The sequence below is a fragment of the Streptomyces sp. NPDC031418 genome, from assembly GCF_055581605.1.
Genome location: NZ_JBVIJC010000024.1, coordinates 75,960 through 97,566, shown reverse-complemented (window position 1 = coordinate 97,566; position 21,607 = coordinate 75,960). Strand labels below are relative to the sequence as shown.

Genomic DNA, 21,607 nt, shown 5'->3' with positions numbered 1-21,607 from the left:
GCAAAAAAGGCACACGGGATGTTGGGTTTGCAAAGAACGTCGAACACACTCTCCTGCTTTCCTTGTTGGGGGGGTCCCTTGTTCCCCCCCCCCCAGGGCCCCCCCACCGGCCGGGCATGGCCTCAGCTCTTGATGTCGCCGATCTTCGGGGCGGGCTCGTTCTTGTACTCGGCCGGGCCGAAGTTCTTCTTCACGGCCGCGTCCCACGAACCGTCGGAGACCATCTCCTCCAGGGCCTTGTTGATCTTGGCCTTGAGGTCGCTGCCCTTCTTGACGCCGATGCCGTAGTTCTCGTTGGTCATCTTGAAGCCGCCGAGCTTGAACTTGCCCTTGAACTGGGCCTGCGCGGCGTAACCGGCGAGGATCGAGTCGTCCGTGGTGAGGGCGTCGATGGCGCCGCTCTGGAGGCCGCCGAGGCAGGCCGAGTAGGTCGGGTACGTCACGAGGTCGGCCTTGGGCGCCAGCTTGTCGTGGACGTTCTGCGCCGAGGTGGAGCCCGCCACCGAACAGAGCTTCTTGCCGTTCAGGTCCGCCGGAGACTTGATCTTCGTCTCGTCGGCGCGCAGCAGCACGTCCTGGTGGGCCAGCAGGTACGGGCCGGCGAAGTCGACCTTCTGCTGACGCTCCGGGGTGATCGAGTAGGTGGCGGCGATGAACTGGACGTCACCGCGCTGGAGCATCGTCTCGCGGTCGGCGCTCTTCGACTGCTTCCACTCGATCTGGTTCGCGCTGTAGCCCAGCTTCTTGGCGACATAGGTGGCCACGTCGACGTCGAAGCCCGCGTAGCCCTGCGGGGTCTGCTGGCCGAGGCCCGGCTGGTCGAACTTGATGCCGATGGCGATCTTCTTGCCGCCGCCGGAGGAGCCGTTGTCGTCCTTCTTGTCGCCGCCGCAGGCGGTGGCGGACAGGGAGAGGGCGAGGACGACGGCCGAGGCGGCGGTGACCTTGCGGAGCTGCATGCTGAACATCCTTCGGGTGGGCGGACCGAGGTCCGTGGGAAAGGGCGACTCGGAGCGTGCGGGAGCGGGGCCGACGCCGTCAGTGGTGCAGGATCTTGGACAGGAAGTCCTTGGCCCGGTCGCTGCGCGGGTTGCTGAAGAACTGCTGGGGAGCGGCCTGTTCGAGGATCCGTCCGTCCGCCATGAAGACGACCCGGTCGGCGGCCGAGCGCGCGAAGCCCATCTCGTGGGTGACGACGACCATGGTCATGCCCTCGCGGGCGAGCTGCTGCATGACCTCCAGGACCTCGTTGATCATCTCGGGGTCGAGGGCCGAGGTGGGCTCGTCGAAGAGCATGACCTTCGGGTCCATCGCCAGCGCCCGCGCGATGGCCACGCGCTGCTGCTGGCCGCCGGACAGCTGGGCCGGGTACTTGTCCGCCTGGGCGCCCACACCGACCCGGTCGAGAAGGGTCCGCGCCTTCTCCTCGGCCTGCTTCTTGTCCGCCTTGCGGACCTTGACCTGGCCGAGCACCACGTTCTCGAGCACGGTCTTGTGCGCGAAGAGGTTGAACGACTGGAACACCATGCCGACGTCCGCGCGCAGCCGGGCCAGTTCGCGGCCCTCGTGCGGCAGCGGCCTGCCGTCGATCGTGATGGCGCCCGAGTCGACCGACTCCAGCCGGTTGATGGTGCGGCACAGGGTCGACTTTCCGGACCCGGAGGGCCCGATGACCACGACGACCTCGCCGCGGGCGATCGTCAGGTCGATGTCCTGGAGCACGTGCAACGCGCCGAAGTGCTTGTTGACGCTCTTCAGGACGACCAGCGCGTCGGACGTGGCCACGTCTTCCTTGGCCACCGGTACTTTGGTCATCGCTTTCAGGCTCCGTCCTCCTCGGTTTCGGAGGACAGTAGTGAGCGCCTGTGACCTGCGTCATCACATCTGAGGGAGATCTGAGCATCACGATCCGATAGCAATCGGACACGTGTCGTAGCAGTTGCCCCCTGTGTGCGTATCGGCCGGATAACGGAAGCGGCGGGCAACCGGAACCCTCTTGACGCCGTCCTTGTCCATCGGCGTCACTGCATGGTGCACACGCGCGTGGCCTACCGGCCGCACGAGAACCGAGACCGTACGACCGCTGAACCGGAGGGGGCCGGGATGAGACTGCTGCTCGTCGAGGACGACAACCATGTCGCCGCGGCCCTGTCCGCCGTCCTCGCCCGGCACGGCTTCGACGTCACCCACGCGCGCAGCGGCGAGGAGGCCCTCCAGGCGCTCGTCCCCGAAGGCGCCGGGTTCGGGGTGGTCCTGCTCGACCTCGGCCTGCCCGACCAGGACGGCTACGAGGTCTGCGGCAAGATCCGCAAGCGCACCAGCACCCCGGTGATCATGGTCACCGCGCGCTCCGACGTCCGCTCCCGCATCCACGGGCTCAACCTCGGCGCCGATGACTACGTGGTGAAGCCCTACGACACCGGTGAGCTGCTCGCCCGGATCCACGCCGTCAGCCGGCGCACCGTCCACGACGACCCCGCCGCGGGCGCGGAGAGCGGCCTCAGGCTCGGCCCGGTGACCATCGAACTGCCCACCCGGCAGGTCAGCGTGGACGGGTCGGCGATCCAGCTGACCCGCAAGGAGTTCGACCTGCTGGCGCTGCTGGCCCAGCGTCCCGGTGTGGTCTTCCGGCGCGAGCAGATCATCAGCGAGGTCTGGCGCACCAGTTGGGAGGGCACCGGCCGCACCCTGGAGGTGCATGTCGCCTCCCTGCGCGCCAAACTGCGCATGCCCGCACTGATCGAGACCGTACGCGGCGTCGGCTACCGTCTCGTCGCCCCGGCCGGGTAGCGGGGCCGGGTGCGCGCACGTCTGCTCCCGCTGCTCATCGTTCTGCTGGCGGCGGTCCTGCTCGCGCTCGGTGTGCCGCTCGCCGTCAGTGTGGCCGCCGCCCAGCAGCAGCGGGTCGTCGTCGACCGGATCGACGACACCGCACGCTTCGCGGCGCTCGCGCAGTTCGTCGCCGAGGGCCCCGGCGACTCCCGCCGGGCCGGCCCGGACGACCGCGGGGAGGCCCTGCGCAGCGAACTGAAGAGCTACTACGACGTCTACGGCATCCGCGCGGGGGTCTTCTACCGCAACGGCACGGCGATGGCCCATGCGCCCGGCGACTGGCTCGTCCCGCGCGCGGGAGCGGTCCGTGCGGCCTTCGAGGAGGCGCTGCTCAGCCGGCGCAGCCACGACCCCCGGCAGGTGTGGCCCTGGCAGCGCGGCCGGCTGGTCGTCGCCTCGCCCGTGATCCGGGACGGCGACGTCGTCGCGGTCGTGGTCACCGACTCGCCCACCGGACAGATGCGTGCGCGGATCCTGCGCGGCTGGCTGTTCATCGGGGCCGGTGAGATCGCGGCGATGCTGCTCGCCGTCGGGGCGGCGCTGCGGCTGACCGGCTGGGTGCTCAAACCGGTGCGGGTGCTGGACGCCACCACCCACGACATCGCCACCGGGCGGCTGAAGTCCCGGGTCGCGGCGGCCGGCGGGCCGCCGGAACTCAGACGGCTGGCCCGCTCGTTCAACGAGATGGCGGACCATGTCGAGGACGTGCTGGAGCAGCAGCGCGCCTTCGTCGCCGACGCCTCGCACCAGCTGCGCAACCCGCTCGCCGCACTGCTGCTGCGCATCGAACTGCTCGCCCTCGAACTCCCCGAGGGCAACGAGGAGATCGCCTCGGTCCGCACCGAGGGCAAACGGCTCGCGCAGGTCCTGGACGACCTGCTCGGCCTGGCGCTGGCCGAGCACGCCCAGGCCGACCTGGTGCTGACCGACGTCGGCGCGCTGGCCGAGGAACGGGTCGCCGCCTGGGCGCCGGCCGCCACCGCCAAGGGCGTGCGGCTGACCGGCACCTGCCCGCCCACCACCGCCTGGGCCGACCCGATCACCCTGTCCAGCGCGCTGGACGCCGTCATCGACAACGCCGTGAAGTTCAGCCCCGAGGGCGGCACCGTCGAGGTCACCGTCTTTGCGGACGGCGGCCTGTGCACCGTCGTCGTCACCGACACCGGCCCCGGTCTGACCGAGGAGGAACTCGCGCGTGTGGGCGACCGGTTCTGGCGCAGCAACCGGCACCAGAACGTGCAGGGCTCCGGCCTCGGCCTGTCCATCACCCGCGCCCTGCTCGCGGCGGGCGGCGGCTCGCTCGACTTCGCCCACCACGAGCCCCGGGGACTGCGGGTGACGGTCACGCTGCCACGGCACGCGGAGGGCCGTGAGGCGGCCGGCGGGGCCGCCGGGCCCTCGGCGCCGGGTGTCCGTTACGGCTTGACCGACCGGTAGTACCGGCGGGCGCCCTCCTGAAGGGGCAGCGGGTCGGTGTAGATGGCGGTGCGCAGGTCGACCAGCTGTGCGGAGTGGACGTGCGCCCCGATCCCGTCGCGGCTGTCGATCACCGTACGGGTGAGCCACTCGGTCAGCCGGGGATCGACGTCCGCGCGGGTCATCAGCAGGTTGGACACCGCGATCGTGGGCACCGAGGAGCCGTGCTGCACGGCCGGGTACGCGGACTCGGGGATGGTGGTGGCCCGGTAGTAGCGCGCTTCCTCGCCCTGCCCGTGCAGCCGCGCGACAGTGCCGCCGTCGATCGGCACGAACGTGAAGTCGTTCGTCTTCGCCGGCCCGGCCAGCCCCTTCGTGGGCAGGCCGCCCGACCAGAAGAAGGCGTCGATCCCGCCCCGCGCCAGCCGGTCCGGACCGGTGTCGATGCCGTCCGCGGCGGGCGTGATGTCCTTGTCCGGGTCGATGCCGGCCGCCTTCAGCACCCGGTCGGCGATCAGCCGTACCCCGGAGTCGGGCAGCCCGGTCGCCACGCGCTTGTGCCGCAGGTCCGCGATGCTGCTGATGCCCGAGCCGCGCCGCACGACGAGGTGCACGTAGTCGTCGTAGAGCCGGGCCACTCCGCGCAGGGTGCCGGCGCCCCTGCCGTGCCTCAGCTCGTACGCCTCGACCGCGTCGGCCGCCGCGATGGTGAAGTCGGCCTTGCCGGTCGCCACCCGCTCGACGTTCTCCTGCGAACCGGCGCTGTTGAGCAGCTTCACCTTCAGCCCGGGCATGTCCCGGGCCAGCTCGGTGCGCAGCCGCTCGCCGTACTCCTGGTAGACCCCGCGGGGCGTACCGGTGCTGAAGACGATGGTCCCGCTCGGCGGCTTCTCGCCCAGCGGCAGCAGCCACCACAGCAGCAGCCCGAGGGCGAGCACGCCGACGGCCGCACCCTGCACGGCCCGGCGCCGCTGGAGCCGGTGGAACACCTTGGACATGCGGCGATCCTGCCAGGCGGGCCGGGCCCTGACCAGGGCGGAGGTCACTTCCCCGGACCCGGTCCAGGGCGCCCACGCCGCAGGTTGCCCGAGGGGCGTTGTCAGTGGCGGCCGTTAGAGTCGCCGCATGAGCACTTCGCCCGCCGATCTCGTCCGTGAGTTCCATCGCGCCTTCGGCCTGGACGCCCGCACCAGACCGGTGGAGGTGGACCCCGAACTCGCCGCCCACCGCGGGGAACTGCTCGCCGAGGAAGCCGCGGAGGTGGCCGAGGTCGCGGTCGAGGGCCCGCTGGACCGGCTCGCGCACGAACTGGCCGACGTGGTCTACGTCGCCTACGGCACGGCCCTGGTCCACGGCATCGACCTGGACGAGGTGATCGCCGAGATCCACCGCGCCAACATGAGCAAGCTCGGCCCGGACGGACAGGTCGCCCGCCGGGCCGACGGCAAGGTCCTCAAGGGCGAGCACTACCGGGCGCCGGACGTCTCGGCCGTACTGCGCCGCCAGGGCTGGATACCGGGCGGCGCGGCCTGACGGCAGAGTAGGGGTACGGCGGTCACGACGGCAGGGAGCCGCCCGCCAGCTTCCACTCGCGGTGCAGGCCGCCCAGCGGGATGCTCCGCTCGACGAACGGCGTGCCGAAGACGGAGAGCTGGAGCCGCAGGGTCCCGGACAGGTCGATCCCGCCGTACACGTCCCAGGTGCCGGTCGCCCTGGCACCGCCGCCGGAGGAGGTGGTGACCGTGCCGGAGGCCGTACCGCGCAGGTACGGGGCCAGGTCGGCGGTGACGCCGACGGTGCCGTAGAGGCCGACCGAGGCCTCGGCGCCGAGCGCCGTTTGCAGCCGGCCCTCGCTGGTGACGGAGGCGTGCACGGGTGTGCTCGTCACGTCCGAGGAGCTGACCGGCGTCCATCCCCGGGCCAGGCCGAAGGTGCCGCCCGCCCGGAACCCGCCCTTGACGCTCTGCTCCACGTCGACGGTCGCGTGTCCGTCGCCGCTGAGCTGGAGGTAGCAGGTCAGGTCCAGGTTGACGACGACGGGGACGGGGCCGACCTGGAGCACCGGGTCGGCGTGCAGCTTGGCGAACGGGATGCGCAGTGCCGTGCCGGTGGTCGCGGCGGCCCGGCCCCGGACCGCCCAGCCGGAGGTCCAGTCGCCGGACACGCCGAGGTACGCCGAGCCGGGCGCCGCGTTCGTCCCCGTACCGCCGTAGCCGAAGTCGACCCGGGGCGCGACCTGGACGTAGCCCTTCACCGAGGCGGTCGCCGAGACCGGGGCGCCCGGGGCCGTCGGGATGCCGGCGCTCACATCGAGCCGGAGGCTGCCGAGGGGCACGGTGCTGCCCCGGGGGCCGATGTGTACATCGCCCGCCTTCGACCAGGACACCTTCACATCGGGCAGCAGCTTGTCCACGGCGAAGGAGGACGGGTCGACCGGCACGGCACCCTTCGCCGTGGCATCGCCCAACAGGGCGTTGAGGGTGGCGGGTTCGGTCTGCACCTCGGTGCCGTGGCCCGTCTTGCCGAGCACCTTGGTGACCTTGGCGAGCAGCCCGTGCGGAGCGCCGGGCGCGGGCGCGCTGGCGATGACATCACCCACGGCGGTCCGGTGCGGCGCGGCGGGGGACGAGGACGAGGGAGACGCGGAAGGGGAGGCCGAAGGAGAGGCCGAAGGAGAGGAGGGGCCGGGGGAGTGCCCGTGGCCGTGCGGCTGGTCGGTGAGGACCGCGCGCCCGGTTCGGCTGTCGTAGCTGCTGATGCTCAGTGCCGTCCGGTGGGCCCGCTGTCCGGAGCCGGCCCGGCCCGCGGCGGTGGTCGCGGTCGCGGTGGCCGTCGGAGCGGTGGGAGCGGCGGCGACGGTGAGCGAGCGGCCGCCCGTGCCGTCGGCGGGGGCCTCGGTCGCCGTGATCGGCTGTCCGGGCCCGGCTGCGGCCGCCGGCTGCCCGGGATGCGGCCCGGGTGAGGAGCAGGCCGCGGTGAGAAAGAGAGCGGTCACGGCGAAGGCGGGCAGCAGGGCGCGCCGTTGCCTCATGCGTCTGCGCAAGGTCGGTCCTGGGTGAGGGGGGTGGCAGAAGGAACCGGCCGGTCTTGTTACCCATAGGTAGAACCGGCCGGTAACCAAGTGGTAAGCCATGAGCATGCCACGGTTTGCCCGCGGTTCCCTCACCAACCGCACACAGGCTCGCGTGAGGTGGGACACGGGTGCGTTCCGGCCGTACCTGGCCGGGAATTGACGGTGCCTCAGTGCCTCGGGAAGTCCACGCCGCTCAGTGCCCGGGCAGACCGATGCCGCCGAGCCGGGTGAGCAGGCCCGAGAGCAGGGCGATGTCCTCCGTGCCCCAGGCCGGCGCGGCGAACAGCTCGGCGGCCGTCTCCTCGGCCGTGGCCCGCATCTCCGTGAGCCGCTGCCGGCCCGTCGCCGTCAGTGCCGCATACGCCACGCGCGCGTCCCGGGCGTCCGGTTCACGGCTCACCAGCCCGATCCGCTCCAGTGGAGCCAGCCCGCGGGTGACCCCGGAGGCCGTCAGGCCCAGTGCCTCGGCGAGATCCACCCGGCGCATCCGGCCGCCGGGTGCCTGTCCCAGCCGTAGCAGCAGCGTGAAGTCGGCGAGGCTCACCCCGTGCAGCCCGCTCAGCCGGGCGTCGAACCGCCGGGCGAGTGCCGCCTGGGCCCGCAGCAGCCGCAGTGACGCGTCCAGAGCCTCGCTCATCGGCCCCGCTCACCGCCGTCACGCATCCCGTTCACGTGACATCTCCTTGACTGCTCAAGTTTCGGGCCGTGTCGATGCGCTGTCTTCATGCGCCCTGCCTACCCGAGGAACGTGCGGCGCGGCGCTGCCGCTTGCCCATCGGCGCCTGGGAGAGGTCCTCGGCGCTGGACCGGAGGTTCTTGAAGCCGTAGCCGCGCTCGGTCAGCCACGCCGTCGCCGCCTGCTCGGCCTGCTCGGTGGCCTCCAGGATGTCCTCCTCTTCCTCTCCGGTGGCGGAGAAGCGGAAGGTGAAGGCGGGCCGGGCCGCGATGTCGTAGGCCAGGGTTCCCTCGGGGGTGAACGCCGCGCGCAGCACGTCGTGTTCGGCGGCCTCGGCCAGCAGCGCCGCCCGCTGGGGCTCGGTGAGGCCGTCGAAGGCGCCGCGGACGGTGATACGGAAGGTACGGGTACTCATGGCGCGACCCTAGGCGCAGGGGGTGCGCCTTCTCCAACGGGTTTCCGTGGCGGCCCCTCACGCCCCGCTCAGATGGCCTCGCGAACCGCCCGCTCGAAGCCCACCACATGGCCGCGGGCGAGCTGCGCCGCCCGCTCGGGGTCCCCGGCGACGATCGCCTCGATCAGCGGCCCGTGCTCCCCGACATGGCCGGGCATGTCGGAGAGGCGGTCGACGAACAGGCACCAGATGCGGGTGGCCAGGTTGTCGTAGCGGACGAGGGTGTCCTCCAGGTACGGGTTGTGCGTGGCGGCGTAGACGGCGCGGTGGACCCGCAGGTCCAGGCGCATGAGGTCGGCCGGGTCGCGTCGGGCGGTGTCCGCGCCCTCCAGGTCCTGCCGCAGGGCCGTCAGGGCCTGCCGGTCCGCGGCCGTGGCACGCCGGGCGGCCTGGGCGGCGGCGAGCGGCTCCAGCTCCTGGCGCACCTCGGAGATATGGGCGAGGTCGGTGATGTTGACCTCGGTGGCGAAGGTGCCGCGCCGGGGGTAGGTCGTGATCAGGCGCTCGTACTGGAGCCGCTTGAGCGCCTCGCGCACCGGGGTCCGGCCGACGCCGAGGGACTGCCCGAGCTGCTCCTCGTTGATCGGGGCGCCGGGGCGGATGTCGAGCATGACGAGCCGGTCGCGGATGGCGCGGTAGGCGCGCTCGGCGAGGGACAGCTCCTCGCCCCCGGGCTCGGTCGCCACCTGCTGCATGGATGCCCCCTTGACCTGTCCGGCGAGCTCCCATACCTTACCGCACAGGCTGATATATCAGTTGCCCATGAGATGGCTCCCAGAATGGTGCGCAGATGGCAACGAACCCGTCGATCAGCACGCCCATCTCCCCTCTCTCTCTCCCGCTCGGGGAAGTCGACCCGGAGGTCGCCGCCGCCGTCGACGCCGAACTGCACCGCCAGCAGTCCACCCTCGAGATGATCGCCTCCGAGAACGTCGCGCCGGCCGCCGTGCTCGCGGCGCAGGGCTCGGTGCTGACCAACAAGTACGCCGAGGGCTACCCGGGCCGCCGCTACTACGGCGGCTGCGAACACGTCGACGTCATCGAGCGGCTGGCCATCGCCCGCGTCAAGGAGCTGTTCGGCGCGGAGGCCGCGAACGTACAGCCGCACTCGGGGGCCCAGGCCAACGCGGCCGCGATGTCCGCGCTGCTCGAGCCCGGCGACACCGTCCTCGGCCTCGACCTCGCGCACGGCGGTCATCTGACCCACGGCATGCGCCTCAACTACTCCGGCAGGCTGTACAACGTCGTGCCGTACCACGTGCGCCGCTCCGACCTGCGCGTCGACATGGACGAGGTCGAGCGGCTCGCCAAGGAGCACCGCCCGAAGGTGATCATCGCGGGCTGGTCGGCGTACCCGCGCCGGCTGGACTTCGCCGCGTTCCGCCGGATCGCCGACGCGGTGGGCGCCTGTCTGCTGGTGGACATGGCGCACTTCGCCGGACTGGTGGCCGCAGGGCTGCACCCGAGCCCGGTGCCGTACGCCGACGTCGTCACGACCACCACGCACAAGACCCTCGGCGGCCCGCGCGGCGGTGTGATCCTCAGCCGGTCCGGTCTGGCCAAGAAGATCGACTCCGCGGTCTTCCCGGGCCAGCAGGGCGGCCCGTTGCAGCACGTCATCGCGGCGAAGGCGGTGGCCTTCAAGGTGGCGGCCAGTGAGGAGTTCAGGGAACGCCAGCGGCGCACCCTGGCCGGCGCCCGCATCCTCGCCGGACGGCTGCTGGCCGACGACGTCGCCGAGGCCGGCATCACGGTGCTGACCGGCGGCACCGAAGTCCATCTCGTCCTGGTCGACCTGCGCGACTCCGCGCTCGACGGACGGCAGGCCGAGGACCGGCTGCACCGCATCGGCATCACCGTCAACCGCAACGCCGTGCCCTTCGACCCGCGTCCGCCCATGGTGTCGTCCGGGCTGCGCATCGGCACCCCGGCCCTGGCCACCCGGGGCTTCGGAGCGGCGGAGTTCCGCGAGGCCGCCGACATCGTCGCCGAGGCCCTGAAGGGCGGACGGCCCGACGGCGAACTGCGCGCCCGCGTCGAGAAGCTCACCTCCGCCTTCCCGCTCTACCCGAATGCCTTCCCGCTCCCCCCGAACGGAGCCGCGGCATGACCGCCCCGCCGCTGCCGGAGCATCCGGACTTCCTCTGGCGCACCCCCGAACCGCGCTCCTCGTACGACGTCGTCATCGTCGGCGCGGGCGGCCACGGCCTGGCCACCGCCTACTACCTCGCCGCCAACCACGGCATCACGAACGTCGCCGTCCTGGAGAAGGGCTGGCTGGCCGGCGGCAACATGGCCCGCAACACCACGATCATCCGCTCCAACTACCTGTGGGACGAGAGCGCGGCCATCTACGAGCACGCGCTGAAGCTGTGGGAGCGACTGCCGGAGGAGCTGGACTACGACTTCCTGTTCAGCCAGCGCGGAGTCCTCAACCTCGCGCACACCCTCCAGGACGTCCGCGAGGGGGTGCGCCGCGTCAACGCCAACCGGCTGGGCGGAGTCGACGCCGAGTGGCTGGAGCCGGACCAGGCCGCCGAGGTCTGCCCGATCCTCAACGTCTCGCCGCGCACCCGCTACCCGGTCCTCGGCGCCACCTTCCAGCCCCGCGCCGGGATCGCCAAGCACGACCACGTCGCCTGGGCGCTGGCCCGGCGCGCCGACGCGATGGGCGTGGACCTGATCCAGGGCTGCGAGGTCACCGGCTTCCTCAAGGACGGCGACCGCGTCGTGGGCGTCGAGACCGACCGCGGCCGCATCCTGGCCGGCCGGGTCGGTCTCGCCGCCGCCGGGCACAGCAGTGTGCTGGCCGAGCGGGCCGGCTTCCGGCTGCCCGTGCAGTCCCACCCGTTGCAGGCCCTCGTCTCCGAACTGCACGAGCCGGTGCACCCGACCGTGGTCATGTCGAACCACGTGCACGTCTACGTCTCCCAGGCGCACAAGGGCGAGCTGGTCATGGGCGCCGGCGTCGACGCGTACAACGGCTACGGGCAGCGCGGCTCCTTCCATGTGATCGAGCAGCAGATGGCCGCCGCCGTCGAGCTGTTCCCGGTCTTCGCGCGGGCGCATGTGCTGCGCACCTGGGGCGGCATCGTCGACGTCACCCCGGACGCCTCCCCGATCGTCGGCACCACCCCGGTGGAGAACCTCTACGTCAACTGCGGCTGGGGCACCGGCGGGTTCAAGGCCACCCCGGCCGCCGGCTGGACCTTCGCGCACACCATCGCCACCGGCGAGCCGCACCCGCTGAACGCCCCCTTCGCCCTCGACCGCTTCCGCACCGGCGCGCTGATCGACGAGCACGGCGCCGCGGCCGTGGCCCACTGAGGAGGACACCGTGCTGCTGATCACCTGCCCGTGGTGCGGCCCCCGGGACGAGACCGAGTACCACTACGGCGGACAGGCCCATGTCCCCTACCCGGAGAACCCCGACGCCCTCACCGACGAGCAGTGGGCCGAGTACCTCTTCTACCGCGACAACCCCAAGGGCCCCTTCGCCGAGCGGTGGGTGCACAGCACCGGCTGCCGCCGCTGGTTCAACGTCCTGCGCGACACCGCCACCCACGAGGTGCTGACCTCCTACCGGCCCGACGAACCCCGCCCCGGAGGGAACCGATGACCCACCAGCGCCTCCGGCTCCCGCAGGGCGGCCGCATCGACCGCCGTACCGAACTGCGCTTCACCGTCGACGGCCGGGAGCTGACCGGGCACCCCGGGGACACCCTCGCCTCGGCGATGCTGGCGAACGGCCTCCTCGAGGTCGCCCCCTCCCTCTACCGCGGCCGCCCGCGCGGCATCGTCGCCGCGGGTGTCGAGGAGCCCAACGCCCTGGTCCGCCTCGACGGCCCGTGCGCCGAGGGCATGCTCCCGGCCACCACCGTGGAGCTGTACGACGGCCTGTCCGCCACCACCCTCTCCGGCAGGGGCCGGCTCGACCCGGCCCCCGACCCCGCCGTCTACGACAAGAAGTACGTGCACACCGACGTCCTGGTGGTCGGCGCCGGACCCGCCGGGCTCGCGGCCGCCGCCGCTGCCGCCGGCTCCGGCGCCCGGGTGATCCTCGTCGACGACCAGCCCGAGCCCGGCGGTTCCCTGCTGTCCGGGCGCGCCGAGCGGACCGGCGCGCAGCCCGCCCTGGAGTGGGTCGCCGAGGTCCGCGCCGCGCTCGACGCCGCCCCCGAGGCCGTCGTACTGCACCGCACCACGGCCTTCGGGTCGTACGACGACAACTACGTGCTGGCCGTGCAACGGCGCACCGACCACCTCGGCACCGCCGCTCCCGCGGGGGTCTCGCGCCAGCGGCTGTGGCACATCCGGGCCCGCCAGGTCGTCCTGGCCACCGGCGCGCACGAGCGCCCGCTGGTCTTCGCCGGCAACGACCGCCCCGGGGTGATGCTCGCCGGAGCCGTGCGCACCTACCTCAACCGCTACGCCGTGGCCCCGGGCTCGCGGGCCGTGGTGTGCACGACCAACGACAGCGCCTACGACACGGTCGCCGACCTCCATGCCGCCGGGACCGGTGTCGCCGCCGTCGTGGACGCCCGGCCGGAACTGTCGCACCGGGCCGCCGAGGTGGCCGCGGCGACCGGGGTGCGGGTGCTGACCGGCAGCGCGGTGACCGGCACCGCGGGCGAGGGCCGGCTCACCGGCGTCACCGTGCAGGCCCTGGACGCGGACGACCGGCTCACCGGCGTCCCCGAGTCCTTCGACTGCGACCTGCTCGCCGTCTCCGGCGGCTGGAGCCCGGTGGTCCATCTGCACAGCCAGCGCCAGGGCCGGCTGCGCTGGGCCGAGGACCTGGTCGCCTTCGTCCCCGACGGGGCCGTACGCGGCCAGCAGGTGGTGGGCGCGGCGCGGGGGACGTACGACCTCGGCGGCTGTCTGGCCGAAGGGGCACGGGCCGGTGCGCGGGCCGCGACGGACGCCGGGTTCCCGGTGCCCGTGCCGGCGGCCCGCGCGGCCCGGCCCCCGGCCGCACCGGTCCGCGCGCTGTGGCTGGTGCCCGCCCCCGACGGCGGACCCGCCGGCTGGGACACCCACGTCGTCGACCTCCAGCGCGACGCCACCGTCGCCGACGTCCTGCGGGCCACCGGTGCCGGCATGCGCGGTGTCGAGCACGTCAAGCGCTACACCTCGCTGGGCACGGCGAACGACCAGGGCAAGACCTCGGGGGTCAACGCGATCGGGGTGATCGCCCGGATCCTCGGCGGCTCGCCGGGGGAGATCGGCACCACGGCCTACCGGGCGCCGTACACGCCGGTGGCCTTCGCCGCCCTGGCCGGACGCGAGCGCGGCGAGCTGTTCGACCCGGAGCGGACCACCTCCCTGCACGCCCGCCATGTCGCCCGGGGCGCGGTGTTCGAGGACGTCGGGCAGTGGAAGCGCCCCCGGTACTACCCCCGGCCCGGCGAGGACATGGACACCGCCGTGGCCCGCGAGTGCCGCGCGGCCCGGGAAGGGGTGGCGTTCATGGACGCCTCCACCCTCGGCAAGATCGAGATCTGGGGCGCGGACGCCGGCGAGTTCCTGAACCGCGTCTACACCAACGCCTTCAAGCAGCTCAAGCCCGGCACGGCTCGCTACGGCGTCATGTGCAGGGCGGACGGCATGATCTTCGACGACGGCGTGACCCTGCGCCTCGACGACCGCCGCTACTTCATGACCACCACGACCGGTGGCGCCGCCGCGGTGCTGGACTGGCTGGAGGAGTGGCTCCAGACCGAGTGGCCGGAACTCGACGTGCACTGCACCTCGGTGACCGAGCAGTGGGCGACCATCGCCGTCGTGGGACCGCACGCGCGCCAGGTCCTCGCCCGGCTCGCCCCGGACGTCGACCTGTCCGCCGAGGCGTTCCCCTTCATGGCCTTCCGCGAGACCACCCTGGCCTCCGGCATCCCCGCCCGCATCTGCCGGATCTCCTTCTCCGGCGAACTCGCCTACGAGATCAACGTCTGCTCCTGGTACGGCCCGGCCGTCTGGGACCAGGTCGACGAGGCCGGGCAGCCGTACGGCATCACCCCGTACGGCACCGAGACCATGCACGTGCTGCGGGCCGAGAAGGGCTACATCATCGTCGGCCAGGACACCGACGGCACCGTCACCCCGCAGGACGCGGGCATGTCCTGGGCGGTCTCCCGGCACAAGGACTTCATCGGCAAGCGGTCGCACGCCCGCGCCGACACCTCCCGCAACGGCCGCAGACAACTCGTCGGCCTGCTGCCGAACGACCGCCGCACCCGGCTGCCCGAGGGCACCCAGCTCGTCGCACCGGACGTGCCCGTCACCCCGGAGGCCGGGCCGGTCCCGATGCTCGGCCATGTCACCTCCAGCTACCACAGCCCGGCCCTCGGCCGCCCCTTCGCCCTCGCCCTCGTCGCCGACGGGCGGGCGCGGATCGGCCAGACCCTCCTCGCCCCGGTGGGCGAGGAGCTGGTGCCGGTCGAGGTGACCGGCTCCGTCCTCTACGACCCCGAAGGGACCAGGCGCGATGGCTGAGCCGACGACCGACCCACGGGTGAGCCCGCTGGCACACCTGGCGGAGCGGATGCGCGCCGCCGCCGTCACCGGCGCCCGCGGCGTCACGCTGGCCGAGCTGCCGTTCGGCACCATGGTGAACCTGCGCGCCGACCCCGCCTCCGCGGCGGCCGGGCGGATCGAGAAGACCCTGGGGACACCGCTGCCGCGCCGGTGCGGCCACACCACCACGGCAGGCCCCCACACGGTCGTCTGGCTCGGCCCCGACGAGTGGCTCGTGCTGTCCCGGGCCGACGCCGGCCGGGTCACCGCCGAGCTGCGGGAGGCCCTCGACGGCGACCCCGGCTCGGCCGTGGACGTCTCGGCGCACCGCACCACACTGGAGCTGAGCGGCCCCGCCGCCCGGCAGGTGCTGGAGAAGGGCTGCCCGCTGGACCTGCACCCCCGGGCCTTCGCACCCGGCACGGCGCTCTCCACCACGGTCGGCCCCGTCGCCGTACTTCTCTGGCAGACCGACGACGCACCGACGTACCGGCTCCTGCCGCGCTCGTCCTTCGCCGACCACCTGGCCCGCTGGCTCATCGACGCGATGGCCGAGTACGGCGGCCCGGAGGTCCCCTGACGGCGGAGGCCGTGCACAGGTCGGGGCGTTCCCGGCGCGCCCTTACCCTTGAGGACATGACCAGCAGCAGCGACCGGAGCCTCGACGTGGACGTTCAGGGACCCAAGACTTACGAAGTGCGCACCTATGGGTGCCAGATGAACGTGCACGACTCCGAGCGGTTGTCCGGGCTGCTGGAGGAGGCCGGTTACGTACGCGCCCCGGAGGGCTCCGACGGGGACGCCGATGTCGTGGTCTTCAACACCTGCGCGGTGCGGGAGAACGCCGACAACCGGCTCTACGGCAACCTCGGCCGGCTCGCGCCGAAGAAGGCCAGCCGGCCCGGCATGCAGATCGCGGTCGGCGGCTGCCTGGCCCAGAAGGACCGGGACACCATCGTGAAGAAGGCGCCCTGGGTGGACGTCGTCTTCGGCACGCACAACATCGGCAAGCTGCCGGTCCTGCTGGAGCGCGCCCGCGTCCAGGAGGAGGCGCAGGTCGAGATCGCCGAGTCGCTGGAGGCGTTCCCGTCCACCCTGCCGACGCGGCGCGAGAGCGCGTACGCCGCCTGGGTGTCGATCTCCGTCGGCTGCAACAACACCTGCACCTTCTGCATCGTCCCCGCGCTGCGCGGCAAGGAGAAGGACCGCCGGCCCGGCGAGATCCTCGCCGAGGTCGAGGCGCTGGTGGCGGAGGGCGTCAGCGAGATCACCCTGCTCGGGCAGAACGTCAACGCCTACGGCTCCGACATCGGCGACCGCGAGGCCTTCAGCAAGCTGCTGCGGGCCTGCGGGAAGATCGAGGGCCTGGAGCGCGTCCGCTTCACCTCCCCGCACCCCCGCGACTTCACCGACGACGTCATCGCCGCCATGGCCGAGACGCCCAATGTGATGCCGCAGCTGCACATGCCGCTTCAGTCCGGCTCCGACCCGGTGCTCAAGGCGATGCGCCGCTCCTACCGCCAGGAGCGCTACCTCGACATCATCCGCAAGGTCCGCGAGGCCATCCCGCACGCCGCGATCACCACCGACATCATCGTGGGCTTCCCCGGCGAGACCGAGGAGGACTTCGAGCAGACCCTGCACGTCGTGCGCGAGGCCCGGTTCGCCCAGGCCTTCACCTTCCAGTACTCCAAGCGCCCCGGCACCCCGGCCGCGACCATGGAGAACCAGATCCCCAAGGAGGTCGTCCAGGCGCGCTACGAGCGTCTCGTCGCCCTCCAGGAGGAGATCTCCTGGGAGGAGAACAAGAAGCAGGTCGGCCGCACCCTGGAGCTGATGGTCGCCGAGGGCGAGGGCCGCAAGGACGGCGCCACGCAGCGGCTGTCCGGCCGCGCCCCCGACAACCGCCTGGTCCACTTCACCAAGCCGGAGCAGGAGGTGCGCCCCGGTGACGTGGTCACCGTCGAGGTGACGTACGCCGCCCCGCACCACCTGCTCGCCGAGGGCCCCGTCCTCGATGTGCGCCGCACGCGCGCGGGTGACGCGTGGGAGAAGCGCAACGCCGCCGAGGCCGCCAAGCCGGCCGGCGTCATGCTCGGCCTGCCGAAGATCGGCGTTCCCGCCCCGCTGCCGGCTGCGGCGACGACGGGCTGCGGCTGCGACTGACCGAGCGGGAGCGGGTGCTGCGCCGGGCCGGGTGACCTGGAGTGCCGCCCGGCGGCGGCCCGGCGTTACGCTGCCGATCATGCTTGTCGCCGCCGCCCTCTGCCCCTGTCCTCCGCTGCTCGTGCCCGAGGTCGCCGCCGGTGCCGCGCCCGAACTGGACGCCGCCCGCGCGGCGTGCGCGGACGCGCTCGGGGTGCTCGCCGCCGCCCGCCCCGATCTGCTGGTGGTCGTCGGGCCCGTCGAGCACGGCCCGACCGGGGTCTTTCCGCAGGGCAGCCCGGGATCCTTCGGCGGCTTCGGGGTGGACCTGTCCGTGGCGCTGGGCCCCGCCACGGACACCGGGACCGTCCCCGGGCGCCGGCTGCCGGCCTCGCTGACCGTCGCCGCGTGGCTGCTGGAACGGACCGGCTGGGCGGACGCCCCGATCGAGGGGCTCGGCATCGAGCAGAGCCTCGACCTCCAGTCGTGCCTCGCGGCCGGCCGTGAGACCGGCGCCCGGGCCGAGCGGGTCGCGCTGCTCGTGATGGGCGACGCCAGCGCGTGCCGCACGGTCAAGGCGCCGGGCTATCTGGACGAACGAGCGGCACCCTTCGACGCGGAGATCGCCCGCGCGCTCGGCACCGCGGACCTGGCGGCCGTCAGGGCCCTGGACGCCGAACTGGCCGCCCAGCTGAAGGCCTCCGGCCGCGCCCCCTGGCAGTTCCTGGCCGGCGCCGCCGGGGACACCCGGCTCACCGGCGCGCTGCTCTACGAGGACGCGCCGTACGGCGTGGGGTACCTGGTCGCCACCTGGACCTGAGCGGCGACGGCCGGGAAGGCGCGCGTGCTGCGTGCCGCTCCCGGCCGTCCGCCGATGCGCCGTCGCCCATGCTGGCGTCCGCCCATGCCGGCGTCCGCCCAGGCTCACGACGTCGGAGGCGGGCCCTCCGGGCGGGTCGGCGGCGTCGGGCCGGCGGAGCTGCCCGGGGTGTCCTTGGCGTCCATGTGCGCGAGCCGGTCCATCGCGTGCCTGGCCTTGCCCTGCCCTGCGTGGATCCGGTCGGTGTACTTGCCCTTGGTGTGCTCGTCGACGACCTTCGCGGCCTTGTCGATCCCGTGCTGGACCTTGTCCCCGTGCTGTCGCGCGAGGTCCGACACCTTGTCCTTGGCCGGGCCCAGCCTGGCCTTCATGTTGTCCAACAGACCCATTGGTCCACCTTCCCTCGCGGGGCAGTCACCTGCGGGCGCCCTCGCCGGCCTCGTTGTCGACGGCCTCCCCGGCGGACTGCTGCCGGGGGATCCCGGTGCCCTCGGCCGCGGACGCGTCCTCCTCGTCCGCACCGGCCTCCGCGTCCGCCGTCACGGCCTCGGCGTCGGCCTCGCGCCCGTCCTCGGCCGCCTCCTCGGCTGCCTCCTCCGCCTGCGCCGGACCGGCTCCCTTCGCCTCGGCCGGCTCCGCCGCCTGCGCCTCGGCCGGCTCCGTGTCGGCCTGCGCCGCCTCGGCCGACCCCTCCTGAGTCGGCTTCGACCTGCCGAGGAGTCGTGAAAACACGCCCATATCCACTCCATACGGTACTCGTGCGGGGGCATTCCCGCGTCACCCGGTGCGTACAGTTGCGCCGCCCGGGTCACCGCCTCCGGCGAACCGGCAGACGGCACCTCGCCACGGGCAACGACCCGCAGGCGGCACCGTCACGTAACTCGTTCGAGAGCCCGCCCCGGCGTTTGCGAGACTGGTGCGGTGAGCAGTGCACGTCCAGCCCCCCGCGTCATCGCCGTCGTCGGCCCCACCGCGGCCGGAAAGTCCGATCTCGGCGTCTTTCTGGCCCAGCAACTCGGCGGGGAGGTCGTCAACGCGGACTCCATGCAGCTGTACCGAGGGATGGACATCGGCACCGCCAAGTTGACGCCCGACGAACGCGCCGGCGTCCCGCACCATCTGCTGGACATCTGGGACGTGACCGTCACCGCCTCGGTCGCCGAGTACCAGAAGCTCGCCCGCGCGCGGATCGACGCCCTCCTCGCCGAGGGCCGCTGGCCGATCCTGGTCGGCGGCTCCGGCCTGTACATCCGCGGAGCCGTCGACAACCTCGAGTTCCCCGGCACCGACCCGGTGGTCCGGGCACGCCTCGAGGAGGAACTGGCGCTGCGCGGCTCCGGCGCGCTGCACGCCCGGCTGGCCGCCGCCGACCCGGACGCCGCCCGCGCGATCCTGCCGAGCAACGGCCGCCGGATCGTCCGCGCCCTGGAGGTGATCGAGATCACCGGCCAGCCCTTCACCGCCAACCTGCCCGGCCACGACTCGGTCTACGACACCGTCCAGATCGGTGTCGACGTCGCCCGTCCGGAACTGGACGACCGCATCGCACGCCGGGTCGACCGCATGTGGGAGGCGGGCCTCGTGGACGAGGTGCGCGCACTGGAAGCGCAGGGGTTGCGTGAGGGGCGTACGGCGTCGCGCGCACTCGGCTACCAGCAGGTTCTCGCGGCGCTCGCCGGGGAGTGCACCGAGGAGGAAGCGCGGGCCGAGACCGTACGCGCCACCAAGCGCTTCGCGCGCCGCCAGGATTCCTGGTTCAGGCGCGATCCCCGGGTGCACTGGTTGAGTGGGGCGGCGGCGGACCGCGCGGAACTTCCGCACCGGGCGCTGACGTTGGTCGAACGACCGGTTACAGCCTGATCACGTGATGGCATCGGGATGCGCCGCCGGTCATCGCGGCCTTCGGCGCCGTGCCATCATCGAGCTTCGATCGACCAAGTGGAGCCAAGTTGGGAGGGCGCGTGGCGATGGAGGCCGGCCCTCGCGACACCGCACACAGTGCCGAGTACCTCACCACCGAGGGTGACGAGCCGGACCCGGCCGAGGGCCGTCCGGCCGTGGACCGCCCCGGCGAGGACGCCCTCCACGAGGACCCCCTCGCCGGGGAACTCCTGGACGAGGAGCGGCTCACCGACGACGGGCCCGACGAGACGCCGGTCGTGGTGACCGAGGACGGACCGGCGCCCGAGGAGATGTACACCAGCGGGCCCGAGGTCGAGGTCGAGCTGCGCCCGCAGCGCCGGCTGCGCATCTGGCAGCTCGCGCCCATCGTGGGACTCTCCGCCGTCGGCTCGCTGATGTTCGCCTTCCCGCTCGCCTTCGACTTCGGCGACAGCGGCGCGGTGATCGCCATGCTCGGCCTGCTGATCTGCTCCTGCGCCGCGGGCTGGGGCATGATGGCCGCCCGCCGGGTCGGCTACACCTGGCCCGGCCTGCCCGCGCGCGGCTCCGGCCGCCGCCCGGACTGGCGGGTCGTGCTCGGCTATGTGCTGCTGGTGGCCCTGGTGGCCGTACTCGCCGTGTGGCGCGTGGCACGGCTGCGCTGACCCGCCGCGGAGCGAGCCCGTACTCCGACGCGTACGATCCGACCCCGTACGATCGAGGAATGAGCACGCGGATCCCCTTCCTCAAGGGTCACGGCACCGAGAACGACTTCGTGATCGTCCCGGACCCCGAGAACGCCCTCGACCTGTCCCCGGCCGCCGTCGCCGCCCTGTGCGACCGCCGGGCCGGCATCGGCGGCGACGGAGTGCTGCGTGTCGTACGGTCCGCCGCGCACCCGGAGGCCCGGGCGATGGCCGCCGAGGCGGAGTGGTTCATGGACTACCGCAACAGCGACGGCTCGATCGCCGAGATGTGCGGCAACGGCTCGCGGGTGTTCGCGCGCTACCTCCAGCACGCGGGACTCGTGGGCGAGGGCGACCTCGCGATCGCCACGCGCGCGGGTGTGAAGACCGTCCACATCGCCAAGGACGGCGACGTCACGGTCGGCATGGGCCGCGCCCTCCTGCCCGAAGGGGAGGTCACGGTCTCCGTCGGCGAGCACAGCTGGCCCGCGCGCAACGTGAACATGGGCAACCCGCACGCGGTCGCCTTCGTGGCCGACCTCGCGCAGGCCGGCGACCTCTACACCCCGCCGCCGGTCAGCCCGGCGGCCGCCTACCCGGACGGGGTCAACGTCGAGTTCGTCGTGGACCGCGGCCCCGGGCACGTCGCCATGCGGGTGCACGAGCGCGGCTCCGGCGAGACCCGCTCGTGCGGCACGGGCGCGTGTGCCGTCGCCGTGGCCGCCGCCCGGCGCGACGGCGCGGACCCGGCCGTCACCGGCACCCCGGCGACCTACACCGTGGACCTGCCCGGCGGACGCCTCGTCATCACCGAACGGCCCGACGGCGAGATCGAGATGACCGGGCCCGCGGTGATCGTGGCCGAGGGCGAGATCGACGGCGACTGGCTGGAAAACGCCGCCCGCTGACCCGGCGTCATGCAGGCCGTTGTGCCCCAGGGCCGTCGGAACAGCGGTTTCCGGTGGCCGGGGCGGACCGTCGGCGCGATCGATCCCCGCACGCATGGCGCAAACCGTAAACCTCGTCTTCGTCGCTCGAATGGGTGATCCGTTTCACGCTCGGCGAGAGGCGGTCTGCCGGGGGTGGCGGGCTCGGTAGCATCAAGCAC

Annotated in this window: 22 protein-coding genes; 13 read left to right on the top strand and 9 right to left on the bottom strand. The window is 72.8% G+C overall.

Annotation, left to right across the window (positions count from 1 at the left end):
• Window positions 1–122: 122 nt before the first annotated feature.
• Window positions 123–959 (bottom strand): glutamate ABC transporter substrate-binding protein, encoded by an 837-nt coding sequence (locus ACZ5CZ_RS30820; RefSeq protein WP_385840368.1) that lies wholly within the window; start codon window positions 957–959, stop codon window positions 123–125.
• 79 nt (window positions 960–1,038) lie between these two features.
• The gene (locus tag ACZ5CZ_RS30815) at window positions 1,039–1,815 is read right to left on the bottom strand and encodes an amino acid ABC transporter ATP-binding protein (protein ID WP_385840369.1); all 777 of its coding nucleotides are present in this window, start codon (window positions 1,813–1,815) and stop codon (window positions 1,039–1,041) included.
• A gap of 288 nt (window positions 1,816–2,103) precedes the next feature.
• Between ACZ5CZ_RS30815 and ACZ5CZ_RS30810 the strand changes: the two genes are divergently transcribed.
• Window positions 2,104–2,790 carry a response regulator transcription factor gene (locus ACZ5CZ_RS30810; protein WP_385840370.1) on the top strand — a complete coding sequence of 229 codons (687 nt, stop codon included), beginning with the start codon at window positions 2,104–2,106 and terminating at the stop codon, window positions 2,788–2,790.
• A 9-nt stretch (window positions 2,791–2,799) separates the two neighbouring features.
• Window positions 2,800–4,269, top strand: coding sequence for a sensor histidine kinase (locus ACZ5CZ_RS30805; protein ID WP_468947571.1), 1,470 nt, complete (start codon window positions 2,800–2,802; stop codon window positions 4,267–4,269).
• Here the strand turns inward: ACZ5CZ_RS30805 and ACZ5CZ_RS30800 are convergent.
• Window positions 4,248–5,246, bottom strand: a complete 999-nt coding sequence (locus ACZ5CZ_RS30800; protein ID WP_385840373.1) for a TAXI family TRAP transporter solute-binding subunit — start codon at window positions 5,244–5,246, stop codon at window positions 4,248–4,250. The genes ACZ5CZ_RS30805 and ACZ5CZ_RS30800 overlap by 22 nt on opposite strands.
• A gap of 127 nt (window positions 5,247–5,373) precedes the next feature.
• On the opposite strand from ACZ5CZ_RS30800, the gene ACZ5CZ_RS30795 reads away from it, so the two are divergent.
• On the top strand, window positions 5,374–5,781 hold the full coding sequence (locus ACZ5CZ_RS30795) for a pyrophosphohydrolase domain-containing protein (RefSeq protein ID WP_450789678.1): 408 nt from the start codon (window positions 5,374–5,376) through the stop codon (window positions 5,779–5,781).
• 22 nt (window positions 5,782–5,803) lie between these two features.
• On the opposite strand, the gene ACZ5CZ_RS30790 is transcribed toward ACZ5CZ_RS30795, so the two are convergent.
• From ACZ5CZ_RS30790 to ACZ5CZ_RS30775, 4 genes are all read right to left on the bottom strand, one after another.
• Entirely contained in the window at window positions 5,804–7,279 is a 1,476-nt protein-coding gene (locus tag ACZ5CZ_RS30790) for a hypothetical protein (RefSeq protein WP_468947569.1), read from the bottom strand.
• A gap of 235 nt (window positions 7,280–7,514) precedes the next feature.
• A complete protein-coding gene (locus ACZ5CZ_RS30785) occupies window positions 7,515–7,958 on the bottom strand; it encodes a MarR family winged helix-turn-helix transcriptional regulator (RefSeq protein ID WP_385840377.1) in 444 nt (147 codons plus the stop codon).
• Between the two features lie 85 nt (window positions 7,959–8,043).
• On the bottom strand, window positions 8,044–8,412 hold the full coding sequence (locus ACZ5CZ_RS30780) for a DUF6204 family protein (protein ID WP_468947567.1): 369 nt from the start codon (window positions 8,410–8,412) through the stop codon (window positions 8,044–8,046).
• A 68-nt stretch (window positions 8,413–8,480) separates the two neighbouring features.
• Window positions 8,481–9,146 (bottom strand): GntR family transcriptional regulator, encoded by a 666-nt coding sequence (locus ACZ5CZ_RS30775; RefSeq protein WP_385840380.1) that lies wholly within the window; start codon window positions 9,144–9,146, stop codon window positions 8,481–8,483.
• Between the two features lie 95 nt (window positions 9,147–9,241).
• Between ACZ5CZ_RS30775 and glyA the strand changes: the two genes are divergently transcribed.
• The 7 genes from glyA to ACZ5CZ_RS30740 all read left to right on the top strand — a co-directional run bounded on the left by glyA (window position 9,242) and on the right by ACZ5CZ_RS30740 (window position 17,932).
• On the top strand, window positions 9,242–10,561 hold the full coding sequence (gene glyA, locus ACZ5CZ_RS30770) for a serine hydroxymethyltransferase (RefSeq protein ID WP_468947565.1): 1,320 nt from the start codon (window positions 9,242–9,244) through the stop codon (window positions 10,559–10,561).
• Window positions 10,558–11,778, top strand: a complete 1,221-nt coding sequence (locus ACZ5CZ_RS30765; protein WP_387054393.1) for a sarcosine oxidase subunit beta family protein — start codon at window positions 10,558–10,560, stop codon at window positions 11,776–11,778. Before glyA ends, ACZ5CZ_RS30765 begins: the two co-directional genes overlap by 4 nt.
• Window positions 11,779–11,788: 10 nt before the next feature.
• A complete protein-coding gene (locus tag ACZ5CZ_RS30760; RefSeq protein WP_385840382.1) occupies window positions 11,789–12,070 on the top strand; it encodes a sarcosine oxidase subunit delta in 282 nt (93 codons plus the stop codon).
• Complete coding sequence (locus ACZ5CZ_RS30755; protein ID WP_468947563.1) at window positions 12,067–14,946, top strand: sarcosine oxidase subunit alpha family protein; 2,880 nt, start codon at window positions 12,067–12,069, stop codon at window positions 14,944–14,946. Before ACZ5CZ_RS30760 ends, ACZ5CZ_RS30755 begins: the two co-directional genes overlap by 4 nt.
• The gene (locus ACZ5CZ_RS30750) at window positions 14,939–15,547 is read left to right on the top strand and encodes a sarcosine oxidase subunit gamma (RefSeq protein ID WP_468947561.1); all 609 of its coding nucleotides are present in this window, start codon (window positions 14,939–14,941) and stop codon (window positions 15,545–15,547) included. The genes ACZ5CZ_RS30755 and ACZ5CZ_RS30750 overlap by 8 nt, the downstream gene beginning before the upstream one ends.
• Before the next feature lie 56 nt (window positions 15,548–15,603).
• Complete coding sequence (miaB, locus tag ACZ5CZ_RS30745) at window positions 15,604–17,133, top strand: tRNA (N6-isopentenyl adenosine(37)-C2)-methylthiotransferase MiaB (RefSeq protein WP_385840385.1); 1,530 nt, start codon at window positions 15,604–15,606, stop codon at window positions 17,131–17,133.
• Between the two features lie 79 nt (window positions 17,134–17,212).
• Complete coding sequence (locus ACZ5CZ_RS30740) at window positions 17,213–17,932, top strand: class III extradiol dioxygenase subunit B-like domain-containing protein (RefSeq protein WP_468947559.1); 720 nt, start codon at window positions 17,213–17,215, stop codon at window positions 17,930–17,932.
• A gap of 104 nt (window positions 17,933–18,036) precedes the next feature.
• Here ACZ5CZ_RS30740 and ACZ5CZ_RS30735 read toward each other — a convergent pair whose 3' ends face one another.
• Together ACZ5CZ_RS30735 and ACZ5CZ_RS30730 are read right to left on the bottom strand one after the other, a co-directional pair.
• Entirely contained in the window at window positions 18,037–18,321 is a 285-nt protein-coding gene (locus tag ACZ5CZ_RS30735; protein ID WP_385840388.1) for an antitoxin, read from the bottom strand.
• Between the two features lie 25 nt (window positions 18,322–18,346).
• Window positions 18,347–18,670: a hypothetical protein gene (locus ACZ5CZ_RS30730; RefSeq protein ID WP_468947557.1), complete on the bottom strand. Its 324-nt coding sequence runs from the start codon at window positions 18,668–18,670 to the stop codon at window positions 18,347–18,349.
• Window positions 18,671–18,853: 183 nt separating this feature from the next.
• On the opposite strand from ACZ5CZ_RS30730, the gene miaA reads away from it, so the two are divergent.
• From miaA to dapF, 3 genes are all read left to right on the top strand, one after another.
• Window positions 18,854–19,792, top strand: coding sequence for a tRNA (adenosine(37)-N6)-dimethylallyltransferase MiaA (gene miaA / locus ACZ5CZ_RS30725; protein ID WP_385840390.1), 939 nt, complete (start codon window positions 18,854–18,856; stop codon window positions 19,790–19,792).
• A gap of 107 nt (window positions 19,793–19,899) precedes the next feature.
• Entirely contained in the window at window positions 19,900–20,478 is a 579-nt protein-coding gene (locus tag ACZ5CZ_RS30720; RefSeq protein WP_385840829.1) for a hypothetical protein, read from the top strand.
• Window positions 20,479–20,537: 59 nt separating this feature from the next.
• On the top strand, window positions 20,538–21,407 hold the full coding sequence (dapF, locus tag ACZ5CZ_RS30715; RefSeq protein ID WP_385840391.1) for a diaminopimelate epimerase: 870 nt from the start codon (window positions 20,538–20,540) through the stop codon (window positions 21,405–21,407).
• Window positions 21,408–21,607 lie beyond the last annotated feature (200 nt).